At 63.7% G+C, this 19613-nt stretch carries 13 protein-coding genes; 7 read left to right on the top strand and 6 right to left on the bottom strand.

Annotated elements, in window-relative coordinates; all coding sequences use genetic code 11:
* Positions 1–100: 100 nt before the first annotated feature.
* From BcanWU425_RS10085 to BcanWU425_RS10070, 4 genes are all read right to left on the bottom strand, one after another.
* The gene (locus BcanWU425_RS10085) at positions 101–1636 is read right to left on the bottom strand and encodes a SpoVR family protein (RefSeq protein WP_007613791.1); all 1536 of its coding nucleotides are present in this window, start codon (positions 1634–1636) and stop codon (positions 101–103) included.
* Positions 1633–2910: a YeaH/YhbH family protein gene (locus tag BcanWU425_RS10080; RefSeq protein ID WP_026232663.1), complete on the bottom strand. Its 1278-nt coding sequence runs from the start codon at positions 2908–2910 to the stop codon at positions 1633–1635. The genes BcanWU425_RS10085 and BcanWU425_RS10080 overlap by 4 nt, the downstream gene beginning before the upstream one ends.
* Before the next feature lie 19 nt (positions 2911–2929).
* On the bottom strand, positions 2930–4873 hold the full coding sequence (locus tag BcanWU425_RS10075) for a PrkA family serine protein kinase (RefSeq protein WP_018454065.1): 1944 nt from the start codon (positions 4871–4873) through the stop codon (positions 2930–2932).
* 299 nt (positions 4874–5172) lie between these two features.
* A complete protein-coding gene (locus BcanWU425_RS10070) occupies positions 5173–5823 on the bottom strand; it encodes a hypothetical protein (protein ID WP_204512128.1) in 651 nt (216 codons plus the stop codon).
* A 308-nt stretch (positions 5824–6131) separates the two neighbouring features.
* Here BcanWU425_RS10070 and BcanWU425_RS10065 point away from each other — a divergent pair, with 308 nt between their 5' ends.
* The 6 genes from BcanWU425_RS10065 to BcanWU425_RS10040 are packed head-to-tail and all read left to right on the top strand — an operon-like array spanning position 6132 to position 13646.
* Complete coding sequence (locus BcanWU425_RS10065) at positions 6132–8981, top strand: bifunctional transaldolase/phosoglucose isomerase (protein ID WP_018454063.1); 2850 nt, start codon at positions 6132–6134, stop codon at positions 8979–8981.
* Positions 8982–8994: 13 nt separating this feature from the next.
* Entirely contained in the window at positions 8995–9993 is a 999-nt protein-coding gene (gnd, locus tag BcanWU425_RS10060) for a phosphogluconate dehydrogenase (NAD(+)-dependent, decarboxylating) (RefSeq protein ID WP_018454062.1), read from the top strand.
* A gap of 28 nt (positions 9994–10021) precedes the next feature.
* On the top strand, positions 10022–11533 hold the full coding sequence (gene zwf, locus BcanWU425_RS10055; RefSeq protein WP_018454061.1) for a glucose-6-phosphate dehydrogenase: 1512 nt from the start codon (positions 10022–10024) through the stop codon (positions 11531–11533).
* Positions 11530–12282, top strand: a complete 753-nt coding sequence (pgl, locus tag BcanWU425_RS10050) for a 6-phosphogluconolactonase (RefSeq protein WP_085395695.1) — start codon at positions 11530–11532, stop codon at positions 12280–12282. The genes zwf and pgl overlap by 4 nt, the downstream gene beginning before the upstream one ends.
* On the top strand, positions 12269–12799 hold the full coding sequence (locus BcanWU425_RS10045) for a gluconokinase (protein ID WP_026232661.1): 531 nt from the start codon (positions 12269–12271) through the stop codon (positions 12797–12799). Before pgl ends, BcanWU425_RS10045 begins: the two co-directional genes overlap by 14 nt.
* 34 nt (positions 12800–12833) lie before the next feature.
* Positions 12834–13646 carry an HAD family hydrolase gene (locus BcanWU425_RS10040; RefSeq protein WP_204512129.1) on the top strand — a complete coding sequence of 271 codons (813 nt, stop codon included), beginning with the start codon at positions 12834–12836 and terminating at the stop codon, positions 13644–13646.
* Between the two features lies 1 nt (position 13647).
* Here BcanWU425_RS10040 and BcanWU425_RS10035 read toward each other — a convergent pair whose 3' ends face one another.
* Positions 13648–15450 (bottom strand): glycoside hydrolase family 15 protein, encoded by a 1803-nt coding sequence (locus BcanWU425_RS10035; RefSeq protein ID WP_085395696.1) that lies wholly within the window; start codon positions 15448–15450, stop codon positions 13648–13650.
* Positions 15451–15492: 42 nt separating this feature from the next.
* Positions 15493–17454 carry a 4-alpha-glucanotransferase gene (malQ, locus tag BcanWU425_RS10030; protein ID WP_204512130.1) on the bottom strand — a complete coding sequence of 654 codons (1962 nt, stop codon included), beginning with the start codon at positions 17452–17454 and terminating at the stop codon, positions 15493–15495.
* Positions 17455–17658: 204 nt separating this feature from the next.
* Between malQ and BcanWU425_RS10025 the strand changes: the two genes are divergently transcribed.
* The gene (locus BcanWU425_RS10025) at positions 17659–19605 is read left to right on the top strand and encodes a maltotransferase domain-containing protein (RefSeq protein WP_204512131.1); all 1947 of its coding nucleotides are present in this window, start codon (positions 17659–17661) and stop codon (positions 19603–19605) included.
* Positions 19606–19613: the final 8 nt, after the last annotated feature.

Genomic DNA, 19613 nt, shown 5'->3' with positions numbered 1-19613 from the left:
CGCAGTGAGCTTGTGTCTCCGAGCGTCGCCGCCCTCTCCCACAAGGGGCGAGGGCGCATCAACGCGCATCTCGCCGTATTGCTCCGCATAGTCAGCAGCGTCAGGCCACCGCCGAGATCGGGCGCGGGCTCACGACATATTCGCGCAGCACCTTGTCATTGGCGTCGACCTCGATCAGTGCGACGTCGTAGGTCCAGAGATCGGCCAGATGCTGGAGCACGCGCTTGGCGTCGGTCTCGTTGAGCTGCGCGCCCTTGATGACATGGTGATGCAGGATCAGCCGCCGGTCGCCGGAGAGATCGACGTCGACCACCTCGATATTCGCGTCGATGTAGCCGACATCGTGCTGCCGTGCCAGCTCGCGCCGAACGCGGCGGAAGCCCCGCTCGTCGTGAATGGCGTCGACCCGGATGCCGGCGCGTTCCTCGGGGTCATCATGCAGGTGGAACATGCGGAGGTGCCGCATCAGCTTCGGACTCAGGAACTGGGCGATGAAACTCTCGTCGCGGTAGTTGGCCCAGACGTCGCGCAGCACGCCCATCACGTCGTTCTTGCCGGCGATGTCCGGGAACCATTCGCGGTCCTCGTCTTCCGGCCTGGTGACGATGCGCTCGATGTCCTGCATCATGGCGAAGCCGAGCGCATAGGGATTAAAGCCGGAAAAGCGCTGGTCATCGAATTCGGGCTGGAACACGACATTGGTGTGCGACTGCAGGAATTCGAGGAAATTGCCGTCGCTGATGCGGCCCTGCTGATGCAGCTTGGTCATGATGCGATAGTGGACGTAGGTCGCCGTCCCCTCGTTCATCACCTTGGTCTGGCTCTGCGGATAGAAATATTGCGCGATGTGGCGGACGATGCGCAACAGCTCGCGCTGCCAGGGCGCCAGCCGCGGCGCGCTCTTCTCGAGGAAATACAGCAGGTTCTCCTGCGGCAGGCCGAGCAGCTTGCGGCGGCGTTCGATGCTGAGCGCGGACCGGGTCTTGCTCTTTCCCGCCGGCACGGTGCGCCAGAGGTCGTTGAAGACCTCCTCCTCGTGCTGGCGGCGGCGCCCTGCCCGCTTCTCTTCGGCGCGGAGGTCGAGCTTCTTCTTGCCGGGATAGCGGTCGATCCCATGCGACATCAACGCATGCGCGGCATCGAGGGTGCGCTCGACCTCCACCCGGCCGTAGCGATCCTCGCATTGCATGACGTAGTTCTTGGCGAAATCCAGATAGTCCAGGATGCCGTCGGCGTCGGTCCACTGCTTGAACAGATAGTTGTTCTTGAAGAAGTGATTGTGGCCGAAGGCGGCGTGCGCGATCACCAGGGTCTGCATCGTCGCCGTGTTCTCTTCCATCAGGTAGGAGATGCAGGGCGAGGAGTTGATCACGATCTCATAGGCGAGGCCCATGAGGCCCTTGCGGTATGAGGCCTCGTGATACGCAAAGTGCTTTCCGAACGACCAGTGCTTGTAGAACAGCGGCATGCCGACCGACGAATAGGCGTCCAGCATCTGCTCGGCGGTGATGACTTCGATCTGGTTCGGATAGACGTCGAGCCCGAGATCTTTCGTCGCCACCTCCTCGCAGGCATCCGTGATGCGCTGCAAGGTGTGAAAATCCCAATCGGCGCCTTCGAACAAGCGTTCCGTCATGGAGCGGCTTTCTCCTGGGCAGTGTCGCGGCGCTGAAACAGATCGTGGAACACCGGAAAAATTTCGCTGCGCTCGCTGACCTTGCGCATCGAGAGCGGTGCGCCGCTGTTGCGCAAGCGCTCGTAGAGGGTCCAGAGCGAGGAGTCGGACAGATCGAAGGCGCTGCCGCCGGACTCGCCGACCTCGAGATAGGCGAAGAACTGGCAGACCGGCAGGATTTTGTCGGTCAGCAGCATGCCCGCGAGCTCGCCGTCGGAATAGGAATTGTCGCCGTCGGAAGCTTGCGCAGCGTAGATATTCCAGTCCGACGGGCTGAAGCGTTCGCGCACGATCTCGTGCATGGCCTGCAGCGCGCTGGAGACCAGCGTGCCGCCGGAAGCCGGGCCATAGAAGAAGGTCTGCTCATCCACCTCCTCGGCGCGATCGGTGTGGCGGATGAAGACGATGTCGACATGCTTGTAGCGGCGCTTCAGAAATACGTAGAGCAGCATGTAGAAGCGCTTGGCGAGATCCTTCATGTGCTCGGACATCGAGCCCGACACGTCCATCAGGCAGAACATCACAGCCTGGGCAACGGGCTTTGGAACCGTCTCGAAGCGGCGGTAGCGGATGTCGAGCGGATCGATGAAGGGAATGCGCTTGGATTTCGCCTTCAGTTTTTCGAGCTGGGCTAGCAGCAGCAGACGCTCGTCCTCATCTGCGCAGGCAGCGATGGCGGATTCAAGCTCTTCGATCTCCTCCTTGCTGGGACGCTTGAGCGCGATACGGCGCGCCATTGCGCGCCGAACCGTCCGGCTCACCGAGATGTTGGATGGCGAGCCCGACGTGGTGTAGCCGGCGCGCTGGATGCCCTCGCTCTCGGTCTGCGCGATCTTGCGCTTGGCGAGATCAGGAAGTTCGAGGTCATCGAGGAAGAGATCGACGAATTCGTCGCGGCTGAGCACGAAGCGGAAGGCGTCCTCGCTGTCGCCTTCGCCCGGACCGGAATCCTTGGCACTGCCCTGGCCGGAGCGCTGGAGATAGTCGCCCTCGATGAACTTCTTGTTTCCGGGCAACACCATGTCGCGCGTTCCGCCGTCGCGGCGGAAACGCGGCTCGTGCATGCCGTCGAGCGGAATGGTGACCTCGCCACCCTCCAGGACGTCCTTGATGTCGCGTTCCTGCGAGGTCTTCTTGACGGCGCCCTGCACCAGGGATTTGGCCCGACGCAAGAACCGCTGCCGGTTCTCGAGACTCTTGCCGCCTGGATTCAGGCGCCTGTCAATAATGTGAATCGGCACTTTTCCATCCGCCTCAACCGGCCTGCTTCACGCGCATGTACCATTCGACGAGCCGGCGAACCTGACGCTCGGTGTAGCCGCGCTCCACCATGCGTGCGACGAACTCGCCATGCTTCTTCTCCGTCTCGCCGTCCTTCTTCGACCCGAAGGAGATGACCGGAAGCAGGTCCTCAACCTGGGAGAATATCCGCTTTTCGATCACATCGCGAATCTTCTCGTAGGAGATCCAGGTCGGATTCTTGCCGCCGTTCTGGGCGCGCGACCGTAACGAGAATTTGACCACCTCGTTGCGGAAATCCTTCGGGTTGGCGATGCCCGCCGGCTTCTCGATTTTGGTCAGCTCCTGGTTCAAAAGCTCACGATCCAGCAGCTGGCCGGTGTCGGCGTCCTTGAAATCCTGGTCCTCGATCCAGGCATCGGCGTAGTCGACGTAGCGGTCGAACAGGTTCTGGCCGTAATCCGAGTAGGATTCGAGATAAGCCTTCTGGATCTCGTTGCCGATGAACTCGGCATAACGCGGCGCAAGGTCGGCCTTGATGAATTCGAGGTAGCGCTTCTCGACTTCCTCGGGCAGTTGCTCGCGCTTGATCGATTGCTCCAGCGCGTACATCAGATGCACGGCGTCGGCGGCGACTTCCTGCGGATCGTGGTTGAAGGTCGCAGCCAGGATCTTGAAGGCAAAGCGGGTGGAAACACCGTCCATGCCCTCGTCGACGCCGGCGGCATCGCGATATTCCTGGACGCTGCGCGCCTTCGGATCGGTCTCCTTCAGGCTCTCGCCGTCGTAGACCCTCATCTTGGCGTAGATCGTGGAATTTTCGTGCTTGCGCAGGCGCGACATCACCGAGAACCGCGCCAGCGTTTCCAGCGTCGCGGGCGCGCAAGGCGCGGCCGCGAGCTCGGAGCCCTGGATCAGCTTCTCGTAGATCTTCTGCTCCTCCGTGATCCGCAAGCAGTACGGCACCTTGATCACGCAGATGCGGTCGATGAAGGCCTCGTTGTTCTTGTTGGCCTTGAAGCTCGACCACTCGGCTTCATTGGAGTGCGCAAGGATGACGCCGGTGAAGGGGATCGCGCCGATATTCTCGGTGCCGATATAGTTTCCTTCCTGCGTCGCGGTGAGCAGCGGGTGCAGCATTTTGATCGGCGCCTTGAACATCTCGACGAACTCGAGCACGCCCTGGTTGGCGCGGTTGAGGCCGCCGGAATAGCTGTAGGCGTCGGGATCGTTCTGCGCGTAGGTTTCGAGCTTGCGGATGTCGACCTTGCCGACCAGCGAGGAAATGTCCTGGTTGTTCTCGTCACCCGGCTCGGTCTTCGCGATCCCGATCTGGCGCAGCCGCGACGGCTGGATCTTTGCAACCCGGAACTGGGAAATGTCGCCGCCGAAGGCTTCCAGCCGCTTGTAGCACCACGGGCTCATCAGGCCGGTGAGACGGCGGCGCGGAATGCCGTATTTCTCTTCCAGCATTGGGCCGAGCTGATCCGGATCGAACAGGCTGAGCGGGCTTTCGAACACGGGCGAGAGCTCGTCGCCGGCCTTGAGCACGTAGATCGGATGCACCTCCATCAGCGACTTGAGCCGCTCGGCGAGCGAGGATTTGCCGCCGCCGACCGGACCGAGCAGATACAGGATCTGCTTGCGCTCTTCGAGGCCCTGCGCCGCGTGACGGAAGAAACCGACGATGCGCTCGATGGTTTCTTCCATGCCGTAGAAGCCGGCGAAGGCCGGATAGGTGCGGATCGTGCGGTTCAAAAAAATACGGCCAAGGCGTGGGTCCTTGGCCGTGTCAATCGTCTGGGGCTCACCGATCGCTGCTAGCAGTCGTTCGGCCGCGTTTGCGTATTTCATGGGATCGCTTCGACACGATTCCAGATATTCCGCCATCGACATGTCGTGTTGGCTTCTCGCCTCGAACGACTTAGCGAAAGCGTTGAATAGAGAATCGTTGTACATGATCCCTCTCCGCGTGAGTTCCGCTACACAATTGAACGAAAGCAGCGACCGGACCGTTCCTTAGCGCCACTCTCGAATCAGCGTGAGCACATGACGATCATTCGACACCCGGGCGCCTTCTCGGCGCAACGCACAACGTAGGCACAGGGTGAGTTACGAACAGGCACCTGCCTGATATTTGAGCGAATCTTTGTCTATATTGGCTCATTTCCAGAAAATGTCACTCGCTCGCAACATCCGGGCATTACCGGGGATGCGTTCATCCGGCGCCGCATCATAGCCGTCTGCGAACGGCGATCTTATGACGCTTGTGCGGCGAAGCCTTGCGTGGCGCGTTCATCTTCCTGCTGCAATGCGGTGCGTGGACCGCCGGCGGCGTGACAGTCGCGGCAAACGCGCAGCAGTGTATCAAAATCGGTCGCCAGGCCCTCCGACCGGATGACGATGCGATCGTCCGTCACACCGCGGGCCAAGCCGCGGATGCTGCAGAGCTGCCTCTGCAAGGCCGGCGTCGGCGTCAGCACGATCACCTTGCGCCCGCGGCGTTCTTCAGCCGAAATCTCCGCGATCGAGTCCCACAGCAGAAATTCATTGCCGATGCGAAGGTCGCGAATGCCATAGGGGGTGACGATCACCACCGATGCCCGCTCGGCGGGGAGCATCCAGATCAGCCGGCCGGTCATCGCGGCGAACGCCACCACGCCGGCATAGCCGACCGTCGTGTCGTAATCGCCAAAAGCGTTCCACCAGCCCAAGGCGAGCGTTGCGCTGAGCAGCGTGATGGCGAAACCCGCAACGATCAGCAACCGCAGTTGGGTCGTACATGGACCGATTTCGAGATCGTGGGACGCATCGACGCATCCGGTCGACGTGACCGACTGGGGGCTGTCTGTGACAGCGAGCGCCAGACGGTCATGATGTGCTTGCATGCTTTCCCCCAGCATGGCCATTCGCGACCGAGCCACGATGCATCAGGCGGACCGGAATCCGCTGATGAGTACTCCGCGCAGCCACTGGCGGCGAGGCGAGGCAGCTGGCGTTACACAACAAGGGCCTAGCCGATTCCTCACGGCCAACGACCTTTTACGCAACTCGGCTCCCTCTACGCGGATCGCCATGATCGCGACGGAGTTACACTGGAGGATATGACGCCCATACCCTTGATTGGTTCCCTCAAGGAAGCATGTAAGCTAGAGGATAGCGCGTCAGGACCGGCGCGGAAACCCCTCGCCCGCAGGCTTGGAGATAAATTAGCATCATGAATCCCGTCAAAGAACTGGAAAAGCACGGACAAGCCGTCTGGCTGGACTTCCTGGCCCGCGGCTTCATCGCCAAGGGCGACCTGAAGCGGCTGATCGACACCGACGGCGTCAAAGGCGTCACCTCCAACCCCTCGATCTTCGAGAAAGCGATCGGCAGCTCGGACGAGTACGACGCGCCGATCGGCAAGGCATTGAAGCGCGGCGATCGGTCGGTCGCCGATCTGTTCGAGGCCGTCGCGGTCGAGGACATCCAGAACGCCGCCGACGTGCTGCGCCCGGTCTACGACCGCCTCAAGGGCGGCGACGGCTATGTCAGCCTGGAAGTCTCGCCCTATCTGGCGATGGACACGGGTGAAACGGTCACAGAGGCGCGGCGGCTCTGGAAGGACGTCAACCGCAAGAACCTGATGGTGAAGGTGCCGGCAACGCCGGAGGGCCTGCCGGCGATCGAGACCCTCATCGGCGACGGCATCAGCATCAACATCACGCTGCTGTTCTCCAGGGACGTCTATCTGCAGGTTGCCGAGGCCTATCTCGCCGGTCTGGAGACATACGTCGCAGGTGGCGGCGATCCCTCGCACGTGGCGAGCGTGGCGAGCTTTTTCGTCAGCCGCATCGACTCGGTGGTCGACAAGCAGCTCGACGAGAAGATTGCCCGCGCCAACGACCCGAGCGAGAAGGAACGGCTCGCCGCGCTGAAGGGCAAGGTCGCGATCGCCAATGCGAAGGTCGCCTACCAGGATTACAAGCGCCTGTTCTCAGGTCCGCGCTGGGACAAGCTCGCGGCCAAGGGCGCCAAGCCGCAGCGCATGCTGTGGGCCTCGACCGGCACCAAGAACAAGGACTACAGCGACGTCCTCTATGTCGAGGAATTGATCGGTCCCGACACCATCAACACCGTGCCGCCGGCGACATTGGATGCGTTCCGCGACCACGGCACGCCGCGGGACAGCCTGGAAGAGAATGTCGACGACGCCAGGCGCGTGCTGGAAGAACTGGAGCGCTCCGGCGTCTCGCTCGATGCTATCACCGAGGAACTCGTCAAGGACGGCGTCAAGCAGTTCGCCGACGCCGCCGACAAGCTCTATGGCGCTGTCGCCCACAAGCGCGCCACCGTGCTCGGGCCTGCGATCGACCGCCAGCTTCTCTCGCTCGGCGACGGCCTCGGCAAGGCCGTGGCCAAGAGCACCGAGGAATGGCGCGCGTCGGCAAAGATCCGCAGGCTGTGGCAACGGGACAAATCGGTCTGGACCGGCACCGACGAGGACAAATGGCTCGGCTGGCTCGACAGCGCCGCCAAGGCCGACGTCGCCGATTATGAGGATTATGCCAGCCGCGTGAAAGGCCAGAAATTCTCCGACGCCGTCGTGCTCGGCATGGGCGGGTCAAGCCTCGGGCCGGAGGTGCTGGCCGAGACCTTCGGCAAGAAGCCCGGGTTCCCGAAGCTGCACGTGCTGGATTCCACCGATCCGGCGCAGGTGCGGGCAATGGAGGCCAGGATCGACATCGCCAACACCGTGTTCATCGTCTCCAGCAAGTCCGGCGGCACCACCGAACCGAATGCGATGAAGGATTATTTCCACCAGCGCGTCGCGCAGGCGGTCGGACCGAAGGTCAAGACCGGCCATCGCTTCATTGCGGTCACTGATCCCGGATCGTCGCTGGAGACGGCGGCGAAGACGCTAAGCTATGCGCGCATCTTCCACGGCGAGCCCTCCATCGGCGGACGCTACTCGGTGCTCTCGCCATTCGGCCTGGTGCCGGCGGCAACCGCGGGCGTCGATATCAAGACCTTCATCAAGCACGCGCTTGCGATGGCCCGCTCCTGCGGACCGGACGTGCCGCCGGCCGAGAACCCCGGCGTGCAGCTCGGCCTTGCCATGGGCCATGCAGCGCTCGAAGGCCGCGACAAGGTGACGATCCTGTCGTCGAAGAAGATTGCCGATTTCGGCGCCTGGGCCGAGCAGCTCATCGCGGAATCGACCGGCAAGGACGGCAAGGGCCTGATCCCGATCGACGGCGAGCCGCTGGGCGAGCCGGCGGTCTACGGCAATGACCGGCTCTTCATCGACATCCGTATCGAGGGCGAAGCGGACGCCGCCCATGACTCGCAGCTTGCTGCGATCGAAGCGGCCGGCCATCCCGTCGTGCGCATCGTGATGAAGTCGATCGACCATCTCGGCCAGGAGTTTTTCCGCTTCGAGATGGCAACGGCGGTCGCGGGCAGCATCCTCGGCATCAACCCGTTCGACCAGCCGGACGTGGAAGCGGCCAAGATCAAGACCCGAGAGCTCACCGCCTCGTTCGAAAAGACCGGCGCGCTGCCGGCCGAGCAGCCGGTGGTCAGCACCACCGAGGCCGATCTCTACACCGACGAGACCAATGCCGCAGCCCTGCGCGCTGCCGGCGCCAACGGCGACCTCACCTCCTGGCTGAAGGCGCATCTGTCGCGCTCCAATCATGGCGACTATGTCGCCCTGCTCGGCTACATCGCCCGCGACAAGGCGACGATCGACGCGCTCCAGGCCATGCGGCTCGAGGTGCGCGAGAAACGACACGTTGCGACCTGCGCCGAGTTCGGCCCCCGCTTCCTGCACTCGACGGGGCAAGCCTACAAAGGCGGGCCGGACAGCGGTGTGTTCCTCCAGATCACCGCCGACGATGCCAGGGACCTGCCGGTGCCGGGCCAGAAGGCCAGCTTCGGCGTCATCAAGGCCGCGCAGGCGCGCGGCGACTTCGACGTGCTTACCGAGCGCGGCCGGCGCGCGCTGCGGGTCCACTTGAAGGGCGGGCTCAAGAAGGGCCTCGCGGCGCTCAATGCGGCGCTCAACGAGGCACTGAACTAAGGGAATTCTTCAAATGCAACTCGGCATGATCGGCCTCGGCCGGATGGGCGGCAATATCGTTCGCCGACTGATGCGCCAGGGACATTCGACCGTGGTCTACGACAAGGACGCCAAGGCCGTCGCCGGCCTTGCGGCAGACGGCGCGGTCGGCTCGGCGACGCTCGAAGAGTTCATTGCGAAACTGGAGCGGCCGCGCACGGCCTGGGTGATGCTGCCGGCCGGCCACATCACCGAGACCACGATCGACACGATCGCGGGCGCGATGCAGGAAGGCGACGTCATCATCGACGGCGGCAACACGTTCTGGCAGGACGACGTCCGCCGCGGCAAGGCGCTGAAGGAGCGCGGCATCCACTATGTCGACGTCGGCACCTCCGGCGGCGTCTGGGGCCTCGACCGCGGCTATTGCATGATGATCGGCGGCGAGAAACAGGTGGTCGATCGGCTCGATCCGATCTTCGCCGCGCTCGCGCCCGGCGCCGGCGACATTCCGCGCACGGAGGGACGTGAGGGGCGCGATCCCCGCATCGAGCAGGGCTACATCCATGCCGGCCCCGTCGGCGCCGGTCATTTCGTCAAGATGATCCACAACGGTATCGAATACGGCCTGATGCAGGCCTACGCCGAAGGTTTTGACATCCTCAAGAACGCCAACATCGAGGCCTTGCCGGCGGATCATCGTTACGATTTCGATCTCGCCGATATCGCCGAGGTGTGGCGGCGTGGCAGCGTGATCCCGTCGTGGCTGCTCGACCTTACCTCGACCGCGCTCGCGGATAGCCCTGCACTGGCGGAGTATTCGGGTTTCGTGGAGGATTCCGGCGAAGGACGCTGGACCGTGAACGCGGCGATCGACGAGGCCGTGCCGGCCGAAGTCCTGACCGCGGCGCTGTTCGCACGTTTCCGTTCCCGCAAGGAACACACTTTCGCCGAGAAAATTCTCTCAGCGATGCGAGCCGGCTTCGGCGGCCACAAGGAGCCGAAGCAGCCGGCCGCTTCGAAGCCGAAATAGCAATTAGCAGAGCGAAGGCCAGTAGTTCGTGACAAAAGACCCGCAAGCCAAGCGCAAGCCGGAAAATTGCGCCTTCGTCATCTTTGGTGTCACCGGCGACCTCACCCATCGGCTGGTGATGCCATCGCTCTACAATCTGGCGGCCGAGCATCTGTTACCCGAAAAGTTCTGCGTGGTCGGCGTCGCCCGCCGGGGCCAGTCGGACAACGAGCTGCGCGACAGCCTATTGAAGGGCTTGCGCCAGTTCGCGACCCGGCCGGTGGACGATGACATTGCCAAGAAGCTGCTGGAATGCGTGACCTTCGTCGAAGCCGACGCAAAGGATCCGCCATCCTTTGATCGCCTGCGTGAGCATCTGGATTCCCTGGAATGCGCGCAGGATACCGGCGGCAACCGGCTGTTCTATCTCGCGACCCCGCCGGCTGCGTTCGCGCCGACCGCGCGCGAGCTCGGCCGCACCGGCATGATGAAGGAGAACGGGGCGTGGCGGCGCCTGGTGATCGAAAAGCCGTTCGGCACCGACCTCGCCTCGGCGCGCGCGCTGAATGGCGAGCTGCTGAAGATCATGGACGAGCACCAGATCTACCGGATCGATCACTATCTCGGCAAGGAGACGGTGCAGAACATCCTGGTGCTGCGCTTTGCCAACGGCATGTTCGAGCCGATCTGGAATCGCAACCATATCGATCACATCCAGATCACGGTGGAGGAAAAGCTCGGCGTCGGCCATCGCGGCGGCTTCTACGACGCCACCGGCGCGCTACGCGACATGGTGCCGAACCACCTGTTCCAGCTGATGTCGCTGGTCGCGATGGAGCCGCCGGCGCGTTTCGACGCCCATTCCGTGCGCTCCGAGAAGGCCGAGATTCTGACCTCGATTCAGCGCCCGAGCGAAGAGGAAGCGCTGAAGAGCTCGGTGCGCGCCCAATATCTCGCAGGGCGCATCGGCGACGATGAGATCCCGGACTATCGCAAGACCGAGGACGTCAAACCCGGCAGCACTACCGAGACCTATGTCGCGCTGAAGCTGATGATCGACAATTGGCGCTGGGCCGGCGTGCCGTTCTATTTGCGCACCGGCAAGGCGCTCGGCCACAAGCGCACCGAAGTCGCGATCAAGTTCAAGCAGGCGCCGCTGTCGATGTTCTCAGGCACGGCTGTCGATCGTCTCTCTCAGAACTTCCTCACGATCGGCATCGCACCGACCGAGACCATCGAGCTCCAGTTCAACGCCAAGATCCCGGGGCCGAGCGTCACCATCGACGGCGTCGAGATGAAGTTCCGCTATGGCGACTATTTCCGGGCCGATCCCTCGACCGGCTACGAGACGCTGATCTACGACTGTATGATCGGCGACAACATCCTGTTCCAGCGTGCCGACGGCATCGAAGCCGGATGGGAGGCGGTGCAGCCGTTCCTTGACGCCTGGAAGAACGCGGGCAGCAACGGCATCGAGACCTATCAAGCCGGCAGCGACGGCCCCGCCTGCGCCGATGAATTGCTCCGCCGCGACGGCCGAAGCTGGCGTAAATTTTCGTGACGGCGACGGCCGGACAGCCGAAGCTGATCGTCGAGGCCGACGCCGAGGCTCTCGCGCGGACCGCGGCCGGACGGGTGATGGCGCGAATCGCGGCCAATCCCGGGCGCATTGCGATCTGCCTGACCGGCGGCTCCAGCCCAAAGAGGCTCTACCAGCTGCTGGGCAGCGAGGCTTGGCGCGAAAAAATCCCGTGGGAGCGCGTGCACTGGTTCATCGGTGACGAGCGCTTCGTGCCCGAAAGCGATCCCCTCAACAACATGGCGGTCGCGCGCGCGACCTTTCTCGATCGCAACGCGCCCTCCGGCCATGTTCACCCGATCCCGACGACGGCTGACGACCCTGATCAGAGCGCCGAGGCCTATGCGCGCGAGTTGCAGGCTTTCTACGGCGCGGAAAGCCTGGATCCGGCACGGCCGCTGTTCGACATGGTCTTGATGGGCGCGGGGCCGGACGGCCACACGGCTTCGCTCTTCCCGGGCTACCCCGCGATCGAGGAGATGGGACGCTGGGTGGTCGGCGTCCCCAAGGCCAATGTTGCCCCCTTCGTGCCGCGGGTCTCGCTCACCCTGCCCGCGCTGGCGTCCTGCCGCGAAATGCTGTTCGAGATAGCGGGGCACGACAAGCAGCCGATCTTGACGCGCCTGCTCAATGGCGAGACTCTGCCGGTTGTACGCGCGCGCTCGAATGGCGAGACCGTCTGGCTGGTCGACCAGGCCGCGCTTCCGGAGGGAATTCGTGGCGGGCGTTGAAGCACCTTGTGCATTGATCGTGATGGGCGTGTCGGGCTCGGGCAAGAGCACGGTTGCAAAAGCGCTCGGCGAGCGCCTCGGCTGGCGTTTCGAGGACGGCGACAGCTTTCATCCCGCCAGCAATGTCGAGAAGATGCGGGCCGGCCATCCCCTCACCGACGAGGACCGCTGGCCCTGGCTCAACGCCATTGCCGACGAGATCGCGAGGGTCTGTGACAAGGGCGAGCACGTCATCATCGCCTGCTCGGCGCTGAAGCATACCTATCGGGACGTGCTCCTGCGCGGACGCGACGACGTCCGCTTCATCTTCCTGAGGGGCACGAAGGAGCTGATCGCCGCACGCCTGGCGCAACGCAAGGGGCACTTTATGCCGCCCGGCCTGCTGACGAGCCAGTTCAACACGCTGGAGCCGCCGGAGGCTGGCGAGCACGTGATCACAGTCTCGATCGACGAATCCGTGGAAGCGATCGTGGACGGCGCGGTGCGGCAGTTGAAACTGGGCGGCGCGAAACGCTGAGGCCAAACACCCAAGAAACACCCAAGGGACCGTCATGACAAAAATCTCGCTCGTCGTCTCCGACGTCGACGGTACGCTGCTGACCAAGGACAAGACGCTGACCGACCGCGCGAGGTCCGCGGTTCAGCGTCTGCACCGGGCCGGCATCGGCTTCACGATTACGTCGAGCCGCCCCGCGATCGGCATGCGTTTCCTGATCGAACCGCTGGCGCTCTGGCTGCCGGTCGGCCCGTTCAACGGCTCCTCGATCGTCGACCCCGAGATGAATCCGGTCGAACAGCATCTCGTCCCCGCCGCGGCGGCCGAGCGAAGCTTGCAAATTCTGCGGGACTTCGGCGCCGACATCTGGCTGTTCACCACCGACAAATGGCTGATCGACAAGCCTGATGGCCAATACGTGGCACATGAGCAGCACACCATCCGCTCCGACCCGACCATCGTGACGGATTTCTCGCCGTATCTCGCGAGCGCCTGCAAGATCGTCGGGGCCAGCGCCGATGCAGCCGGCCTCGAAGCTTGCGAGAAGGCGATGCAGAAGGCGCTCGGCAGCGAGGCGATGGCGGTGCGCTCGCAGACCTATTACCTCGACATCACCCCGCCCGGCTTCGACAAGGGCACATTCGTGCAAGCCATGGCCAAGCGCCTCGGCATTTCAACGGACGCGGTCGCCACCATCGGCGACATGCAGAACGACCTCGCGATGTTTCGCGTCAGCGGCGTTTCGATCGCAATGGGCAATGCGGCCGACAACGTCAAGGACCAGGCGACCCACGTCACCGCGACCAACGAGCAGGACGGTTTTGCGGAAGCGATGGAGATGATTTTGAAGCGGAACGAGGTCACCTAGGTCACTGCTTCGACCGCTGCATCGCGGGCTTCTTGCTGCCCTGCCTTGCGGCCGACAGGTTATGCGCGGTGTTGACCAGCGCGATATGAGTCAGCGCCTGCGGGAAATTGCCGGTCTGACGCCTGGCGCCTGAATCATATTCCTCGGCCAGCAGTCCCACATCATTCGCGACACCGACCACGCGATCGAACAACGCTTGCGCCTTGTCGAGATCGCCCGCCAGTACATGGGCATCTGCCAGCCACAGGCTGCAGGCGAGGAAGGCGCCCTCGATCGGCTGCTTCTCCTCGGACACTTCGCGCGGATCGTGCCGCAGCACAAAGCCGTCAGGCATCATGTGCTTTTCCATCGCCGCGATGGTGCCGCGAATGCGCGGATCCGACGCTTCCAGGAAGCCAACGGACGGCAGCAGCAGCACGCTGGCATCGAGCAGCTTCGAGCCGTAGGACTCCACGAAGGCATTCTCCTCCGCGTCGAAGCCCCGGTTGCAGACGTCGCGATGAATGGCGTCGCGCAAGGTGCGCCAGTGCAGCAGCGGCGCCTTGAAGCCGAAGGTCTCGGCGCTCTTGATGCCGCGGTCGAAGGCGACCCAGGTCATCACCTTGGAGAAGACATAGTGCTTCGGCTGTCCGCGCCGCTCCCAGATGCCGTGATCGGGCTGGTCCCAGACTTCGGCGAGATGCTTGAGCACGGCGCATTCCAGCGCCCAGCTCTCGTCGTCGAGCTTGAGCTTGGCCATCCGCGATTGGTGGAAGGCGTCGATCAGTTCGCCGTAGACGTCGAGCTGGAGCTGCGCATGCGCGGCATTGCCGACGCGCACCGGCTGTGCGCCCTCGTAGCCATCGAGCCAACCGGCCTCCCATTCCAGCAGCCGCCGCTGGCCCCAGATGCCGTACATGATCTGCATGTTCGCCGGTGAGCCTGCCGCCGCACGCAACAGCCAATTGTGCCAGGCCGAGGCTTCCTCGGTGTAACCCGAGTTCATCAGCGCCAGCAGCGTGAAGGTGGCATCGCGCAGCCAGCAGAAGCGGTAGTCCCAATTCCTGGCGCCGCCGAGCTTCTCCGGCAACGAGGTGGTCGGCGCCGCGACGATGCCGCCGGTCGGAGCGAAGGTCAGCGCCTTGAGTGTGATCAGCGAGCGCACGATCAGGTCGCGATAGTCGCCATCGCGATTGCAGTGGCTGCACCAGTCCTGCCAGAATTTCTCGGTCTCCTTGAGTGCGACCTCCGGATCGATTGGCGCGGGCGGCTCGAGATGCGAGGGGCCGTAGGTCAGCACGAATGGCACGGTCTCGCCGGCCTTCACCTCGAAATCGGAAACCGTGGTCAGATCCTCGCCTCGGGTCTTGGCCGGTGTCCGCAGCACGGTCATGTCCTGCCCGGCGACCGCCAGAAGGGAATGGTCGATCCGCCGCACCCACGGGATGTCGACGCCGAAGCCGAAGCGGATGACGAGCTCCATCCGCATCTTCACCTTGCCGCTGACACCGCGGACCAGCCGCACGATGTCGGAGGCCTTGCCGCGCGGCGGCATGAAGTCGATCAGCGCAACGGTGCCGCCGTCAGTCTCAAAGCGCGTTTCGAGGATGAGGGTGTCACCGAGATAGCGGCGCGACGTCGCGGTGACGTCCTCGCTCGGCGCGATCAGCCAGCGGCCGTTCTTGTGCGTGCCGAGGAGCGCTGCAAAGCAGGCATCGGAATCGAAGGCCGGCCAGCACAGCCAGTCGATCGAGCCGTTGCGGCCGACCAGCGCCGCGGTCTCGCAGTCGCCGATCAGCGCATAATCTTCAATCCTCTGAGACAATGTCGTGCGAGCCTCGAAAACGACGTCCGGAGACCCCGGCGATCAACGCCCGCCGGGTAACGAGCGTTCCCGTGTCGCGGCCTTCAAGGCTGCGACATCGACCTTCGAAACGATCTTGTCGAGCGTCACAGGCAGGCGCTGGCGCCAGTTCGGATGCTCGTCAATCGTACCGGGAATGTTGGGCTGGTCGATCACGCCGAGCAGATCCTCCAGCGACACCGCAAGCAGCCGCGACGGCGTGCGCGACAGGAAGGCGAGCACCGAATAGACATCATTGGCACGGATGCCGTTGGCACGCAGGATCTCGTCGAGCAGGCCGAGCGCATCCCAGCGGGCCTGATCGTTCTCGCCCGGATCGAGCCCGAGCGAGCGCTTCATCCTGAGATCGCTGAAAGAGCGCCAGCCGGCATAGGTCGACAGATCATGCGTGTTCAACGTCACCAGCGCGTTGGGCCGGTAGTGATCGACGGGCCGGAAGTGACCGGCATCGTCGCGCTCGAACATCATGACGAGGTAGGACCAGATGCCGAAATCCTGCATGGTCTCGCGAAAACCTTCCGGCACCGTGCCGAGGTCCTCGCCGATCACAATGCACTTATGGGCCGCGCTCTCCCGCGCCACGGTCGCCAGCAGCGCCTCGAACGGCATCTGCACATAGGCGCCGTTGTCGGGCTTGAAGCCGCGCGGCACCAGATAAAGCCGCTTCAAGCCGAGCACGTGATCGAGACGGATGGCTCCGGAATGGCGCATCGAAGCCGCGAGCATATCGGCGAATGGCACGAAGGATTGCGCCTCCAGGCCGCCGGCATTGAAGCCGGCCAAGCCCCAATCCTGGCCAATGGTATTGAGCACGTCCGGCGGCGCGCCGACGGCGAGATGACGGGAGATCGCCCCCTGTTCGTTCCAAGCATCGAAGCCGTTCGACTGCACGCCGACGGCAACGTCAAGATAGAGCCCGACCCGCATGCCGAGCTGGCCGGCCAGCTCCTTGGCCGCATGCAACTGGCTATCGGCGGTCCATTGCACGAATTCGACGAACTCGACCTCGTGCTTGTCCGGGCCGTTGCGCAGCTCGGCGCATTTCGTCTCATCCGGCTGTTGCCATTCCTGCGGCCATTCCCACCACGGCGCCGCAAAGCGATGGCGTAGCACCTCGAAGCAGGCAAAACGGGACAACAGCGGCGCGCGAGCCGCCCGGAAGGCGTCGAACTGGTTGCGGCGGACGCCGCTCGCGGTTTTCACGAAGCTGTCGAAGGCGGCACGCAAGGCCAACCATTTCAAGGCCGCCATGTCCGGATAGGGCACACGATCACCGTCGCGGAGCCGCGCGGCGGTCGCGGCCGCATCGGGGACGAGGTCGGGGGAAAATTCCGGGATCGCCTCGACGTCGATATAGAGCGGATTGAGAAACAGCCGGCTGTTCGGCGAATAGGGGCTGCAATCGGCCGGATGGTCATCGAACAACACATGCAGGGGATTGAGCCCGACGCCGTCGGCGCCCAACTGCTTCGCGAGCCGGACCAGACCGGCGAGGTCGGTGAAATCGCCGATGCCCCAATTGCGGTCCGAGCGGACGCTGTAGAGCTGCACGGCAAGCAGCCAGCCCCGGTCGAAATCGCCGCCGAAGGCCCGCTCCGGCGCCACGATCATCGGCACCTCTTCCGTCACGCCTCCGGCATCCGTCAGCGTCAGCCGGTGATAGCCGAGCGGCAGGCCGGCCGGCCAGGCAATCACGGGCTCGCGCGTCTCACCTTGCGCGATCAAATTGCCGTTGCCGGTCATCTTCCATTTGAGCGGCGGCGCACCGATCGTCACCAATTCGGTGCGCGGATGGCCCAAGGCGCGTACCACCACAGGCCCGCTGACGAAGCGGTAAACCCGCTTTTCCGGCAAGGCGTCGAGGATGGATTTGAGGGCCACGGGATCGGTGACCCGCAGCTTTCCGAGGGCATCGACGAATTCGGATTGAACGCCCTTGATCCGGGCTTGAGCTAAAAGATCCATTCGGCACGCAGCTTGCAGGCCATTTTGTGGCCGGGGGCATCGATTTTAACGAGGTCGCGGAAGAGGTTAGTCAGGGTTAACTCGCGAGCCGCGCCTGCCGTTCCCCAGGGAACCAATGACACACAAGCGGCTTTCTATAGTGGTATCAAGCGTAGGTTCCCGGCAAGGGAAACGGGCTCCTGCTTTCTTGTCAATGGCATCACCGTGAACAAGACAATTCAAACTGTCGAGAGTGCCGCAGCCGGCAGCACTTTCCTCATCGAGGACGTCTATCCCCTGATCGACGGCGGGCGCTTCCCCGTGAAGCGGATCGCGCGCGAACCGGTCGAGGTCTGGGCCGACATCTACCGGGACGGCGACGCCGTGATCGGCGCAGCGCTGATCTGGCGACAGGAGCAGGACCGCGAATGGCAGAGCGAGCCGATGATCCCTCACGGCAATGACCGCTGGTCCGGCGCGTTCACACCCGTCGAGCCCGGCAAATATGTCTATGCGATCGAAGCCTGGACCGACGAATTCGCCACCTGGTCGCACGCGGTCGCGCGCAAGCAGCGCTCCGGTGCCGACGTCACGCTCGATGCGATCGAGGGCGCCGGCCTTTTGACCAAGGCGCATGGCGCGCAGCAGGACGCTGCCGCCGTCATCGTCAGGCGATGCGAGGACTATCTTCAGACCGGCGACGTTGCCCCGCTGCTGGCAACCGAGCTCGGCGCAGCCATGGCCGAGAGCCAGTTGCGGCCTGATCTCACGCGCTCGGCGCTATTCCCACTGTTCGTCGACCGCGACAAGGCACGCTTCGGCGCCTGGTATCAGATGATGCCGCGCAGCCAGAGCGTGGTGCCAGGACAGCATGGCACGCTTCGCGACTGCATCGCGCGCGTGCCCGACATCGCCGCGATGGGCTTTGACGTGCTGTACTTCACGCCGATCCATCCCATTGGCCGCACCCGGCGCAAGGGCCGCAACAACATGCCGGTGGCGGGCGACGGCGATCCCGGCTCGCCTTATGCGATCGGCGCCATCGAGGGCGGGCACGACGCGCTGCACCCCGAACTCGGCACGATCGAGGATTTTCGCGCGCTGGTCGCGACCTGCCTGGAATACGGCCTCGAACTCGCGCTCGACTTCGCCGTGCAATGCTCGCCGGACCACCCGTGGCTGACGCAGCATCCGGAATGGTTCAAATGGCGCCCGGATCGGTCGGTGCGGACGGCTGACGGGCCCTATTCCGATATCGTCATCCCCGATTTCGCGTCCGTCGACCGGGCTGGACTGTGGAACGCGTTTCGCGACGCCATGCTGTTCTGGATCGACCACGGCGTCACCATCTTCGCCATCGACAATCACGACACCGCGCCGCTCGCCTTCTGGGAGTGGCTGATCCGTGACATCCGCCGCCGGCATCCCGAGGTGATCCTGTTTTCCAAGACGTTCGCGCGCCCGAAGCTGATGAAGGGCCTCGCCAAGCTCGGCTTTGCGCAATCGTTCAGCTATTTCCCCTGGCGCACGGCGAAGTGGGAGCTGGAGCAATATCTCGGCGAGCTGACGCGCTATCCCGAACGTGACTTCTATCGGCCGAACCTGTTCGTGAATACGCCCGATCTTTTGCCCTATCATCTCCAGGGCGGCGAGACATGGGCGTTCAAATCGCGCGTCGCGCTGGCGGCGACGCTGTCCGGCAATTACGGCGTCTACAGCGGGTTCGAGCTGCTGGAGCACGACGCGATGCCCGGCCGCGAGGAATATCTCAACTCCGAGAAATACCAGATCAAGCAGCGCGACTGGAACAAGCCCGGCCACATCAAGGCCTACATCACGGAGATCAATCGCATCCGCAACGAGAATGCTGCGCTTCAGCAGACGGCGAACCTGCGCTTCCTCGGCATCGAAGACGGCGAGACGATCGCCTTCGTCAAGGAAGCGACCGACCCGGCCAACATCGTCGTGGCCGTGGTTGCGCTCTCGTGCCACGTGCGCGAATTCTGGTTGCCGCTCGGCGACGTCACGGTTGACGCCGGCGGGCAGCGACACCATGTGTCGGCACTCGAAAACCTCCTCACCGGCGAACAGGCCCGCATCGAATGGGGCGGGATCAAATTGCGTATCGATCCCGAGCGCGATCCCGCGCTGCTGTTCCGCTGCCTGGCGTAAGGGCGCAC

Origin of the sequence: Bradyrhizobium sp. WU425 (assembly GCF_021052305.1) — a bacterium.
In the GTDB taxonomy this organism is placed as follows: Bacteria; Pseudomonadota; Alphaproteobacteria; order Rhizobiales; family Xanthobacteraceae; genus Bradyrhizobium; species Bradyrhizobium canariense_D.
Note: the sequence above shows the minus strand (reverse complement) of the source record. Positions and strands in the feature narration are given on the sequence as shown.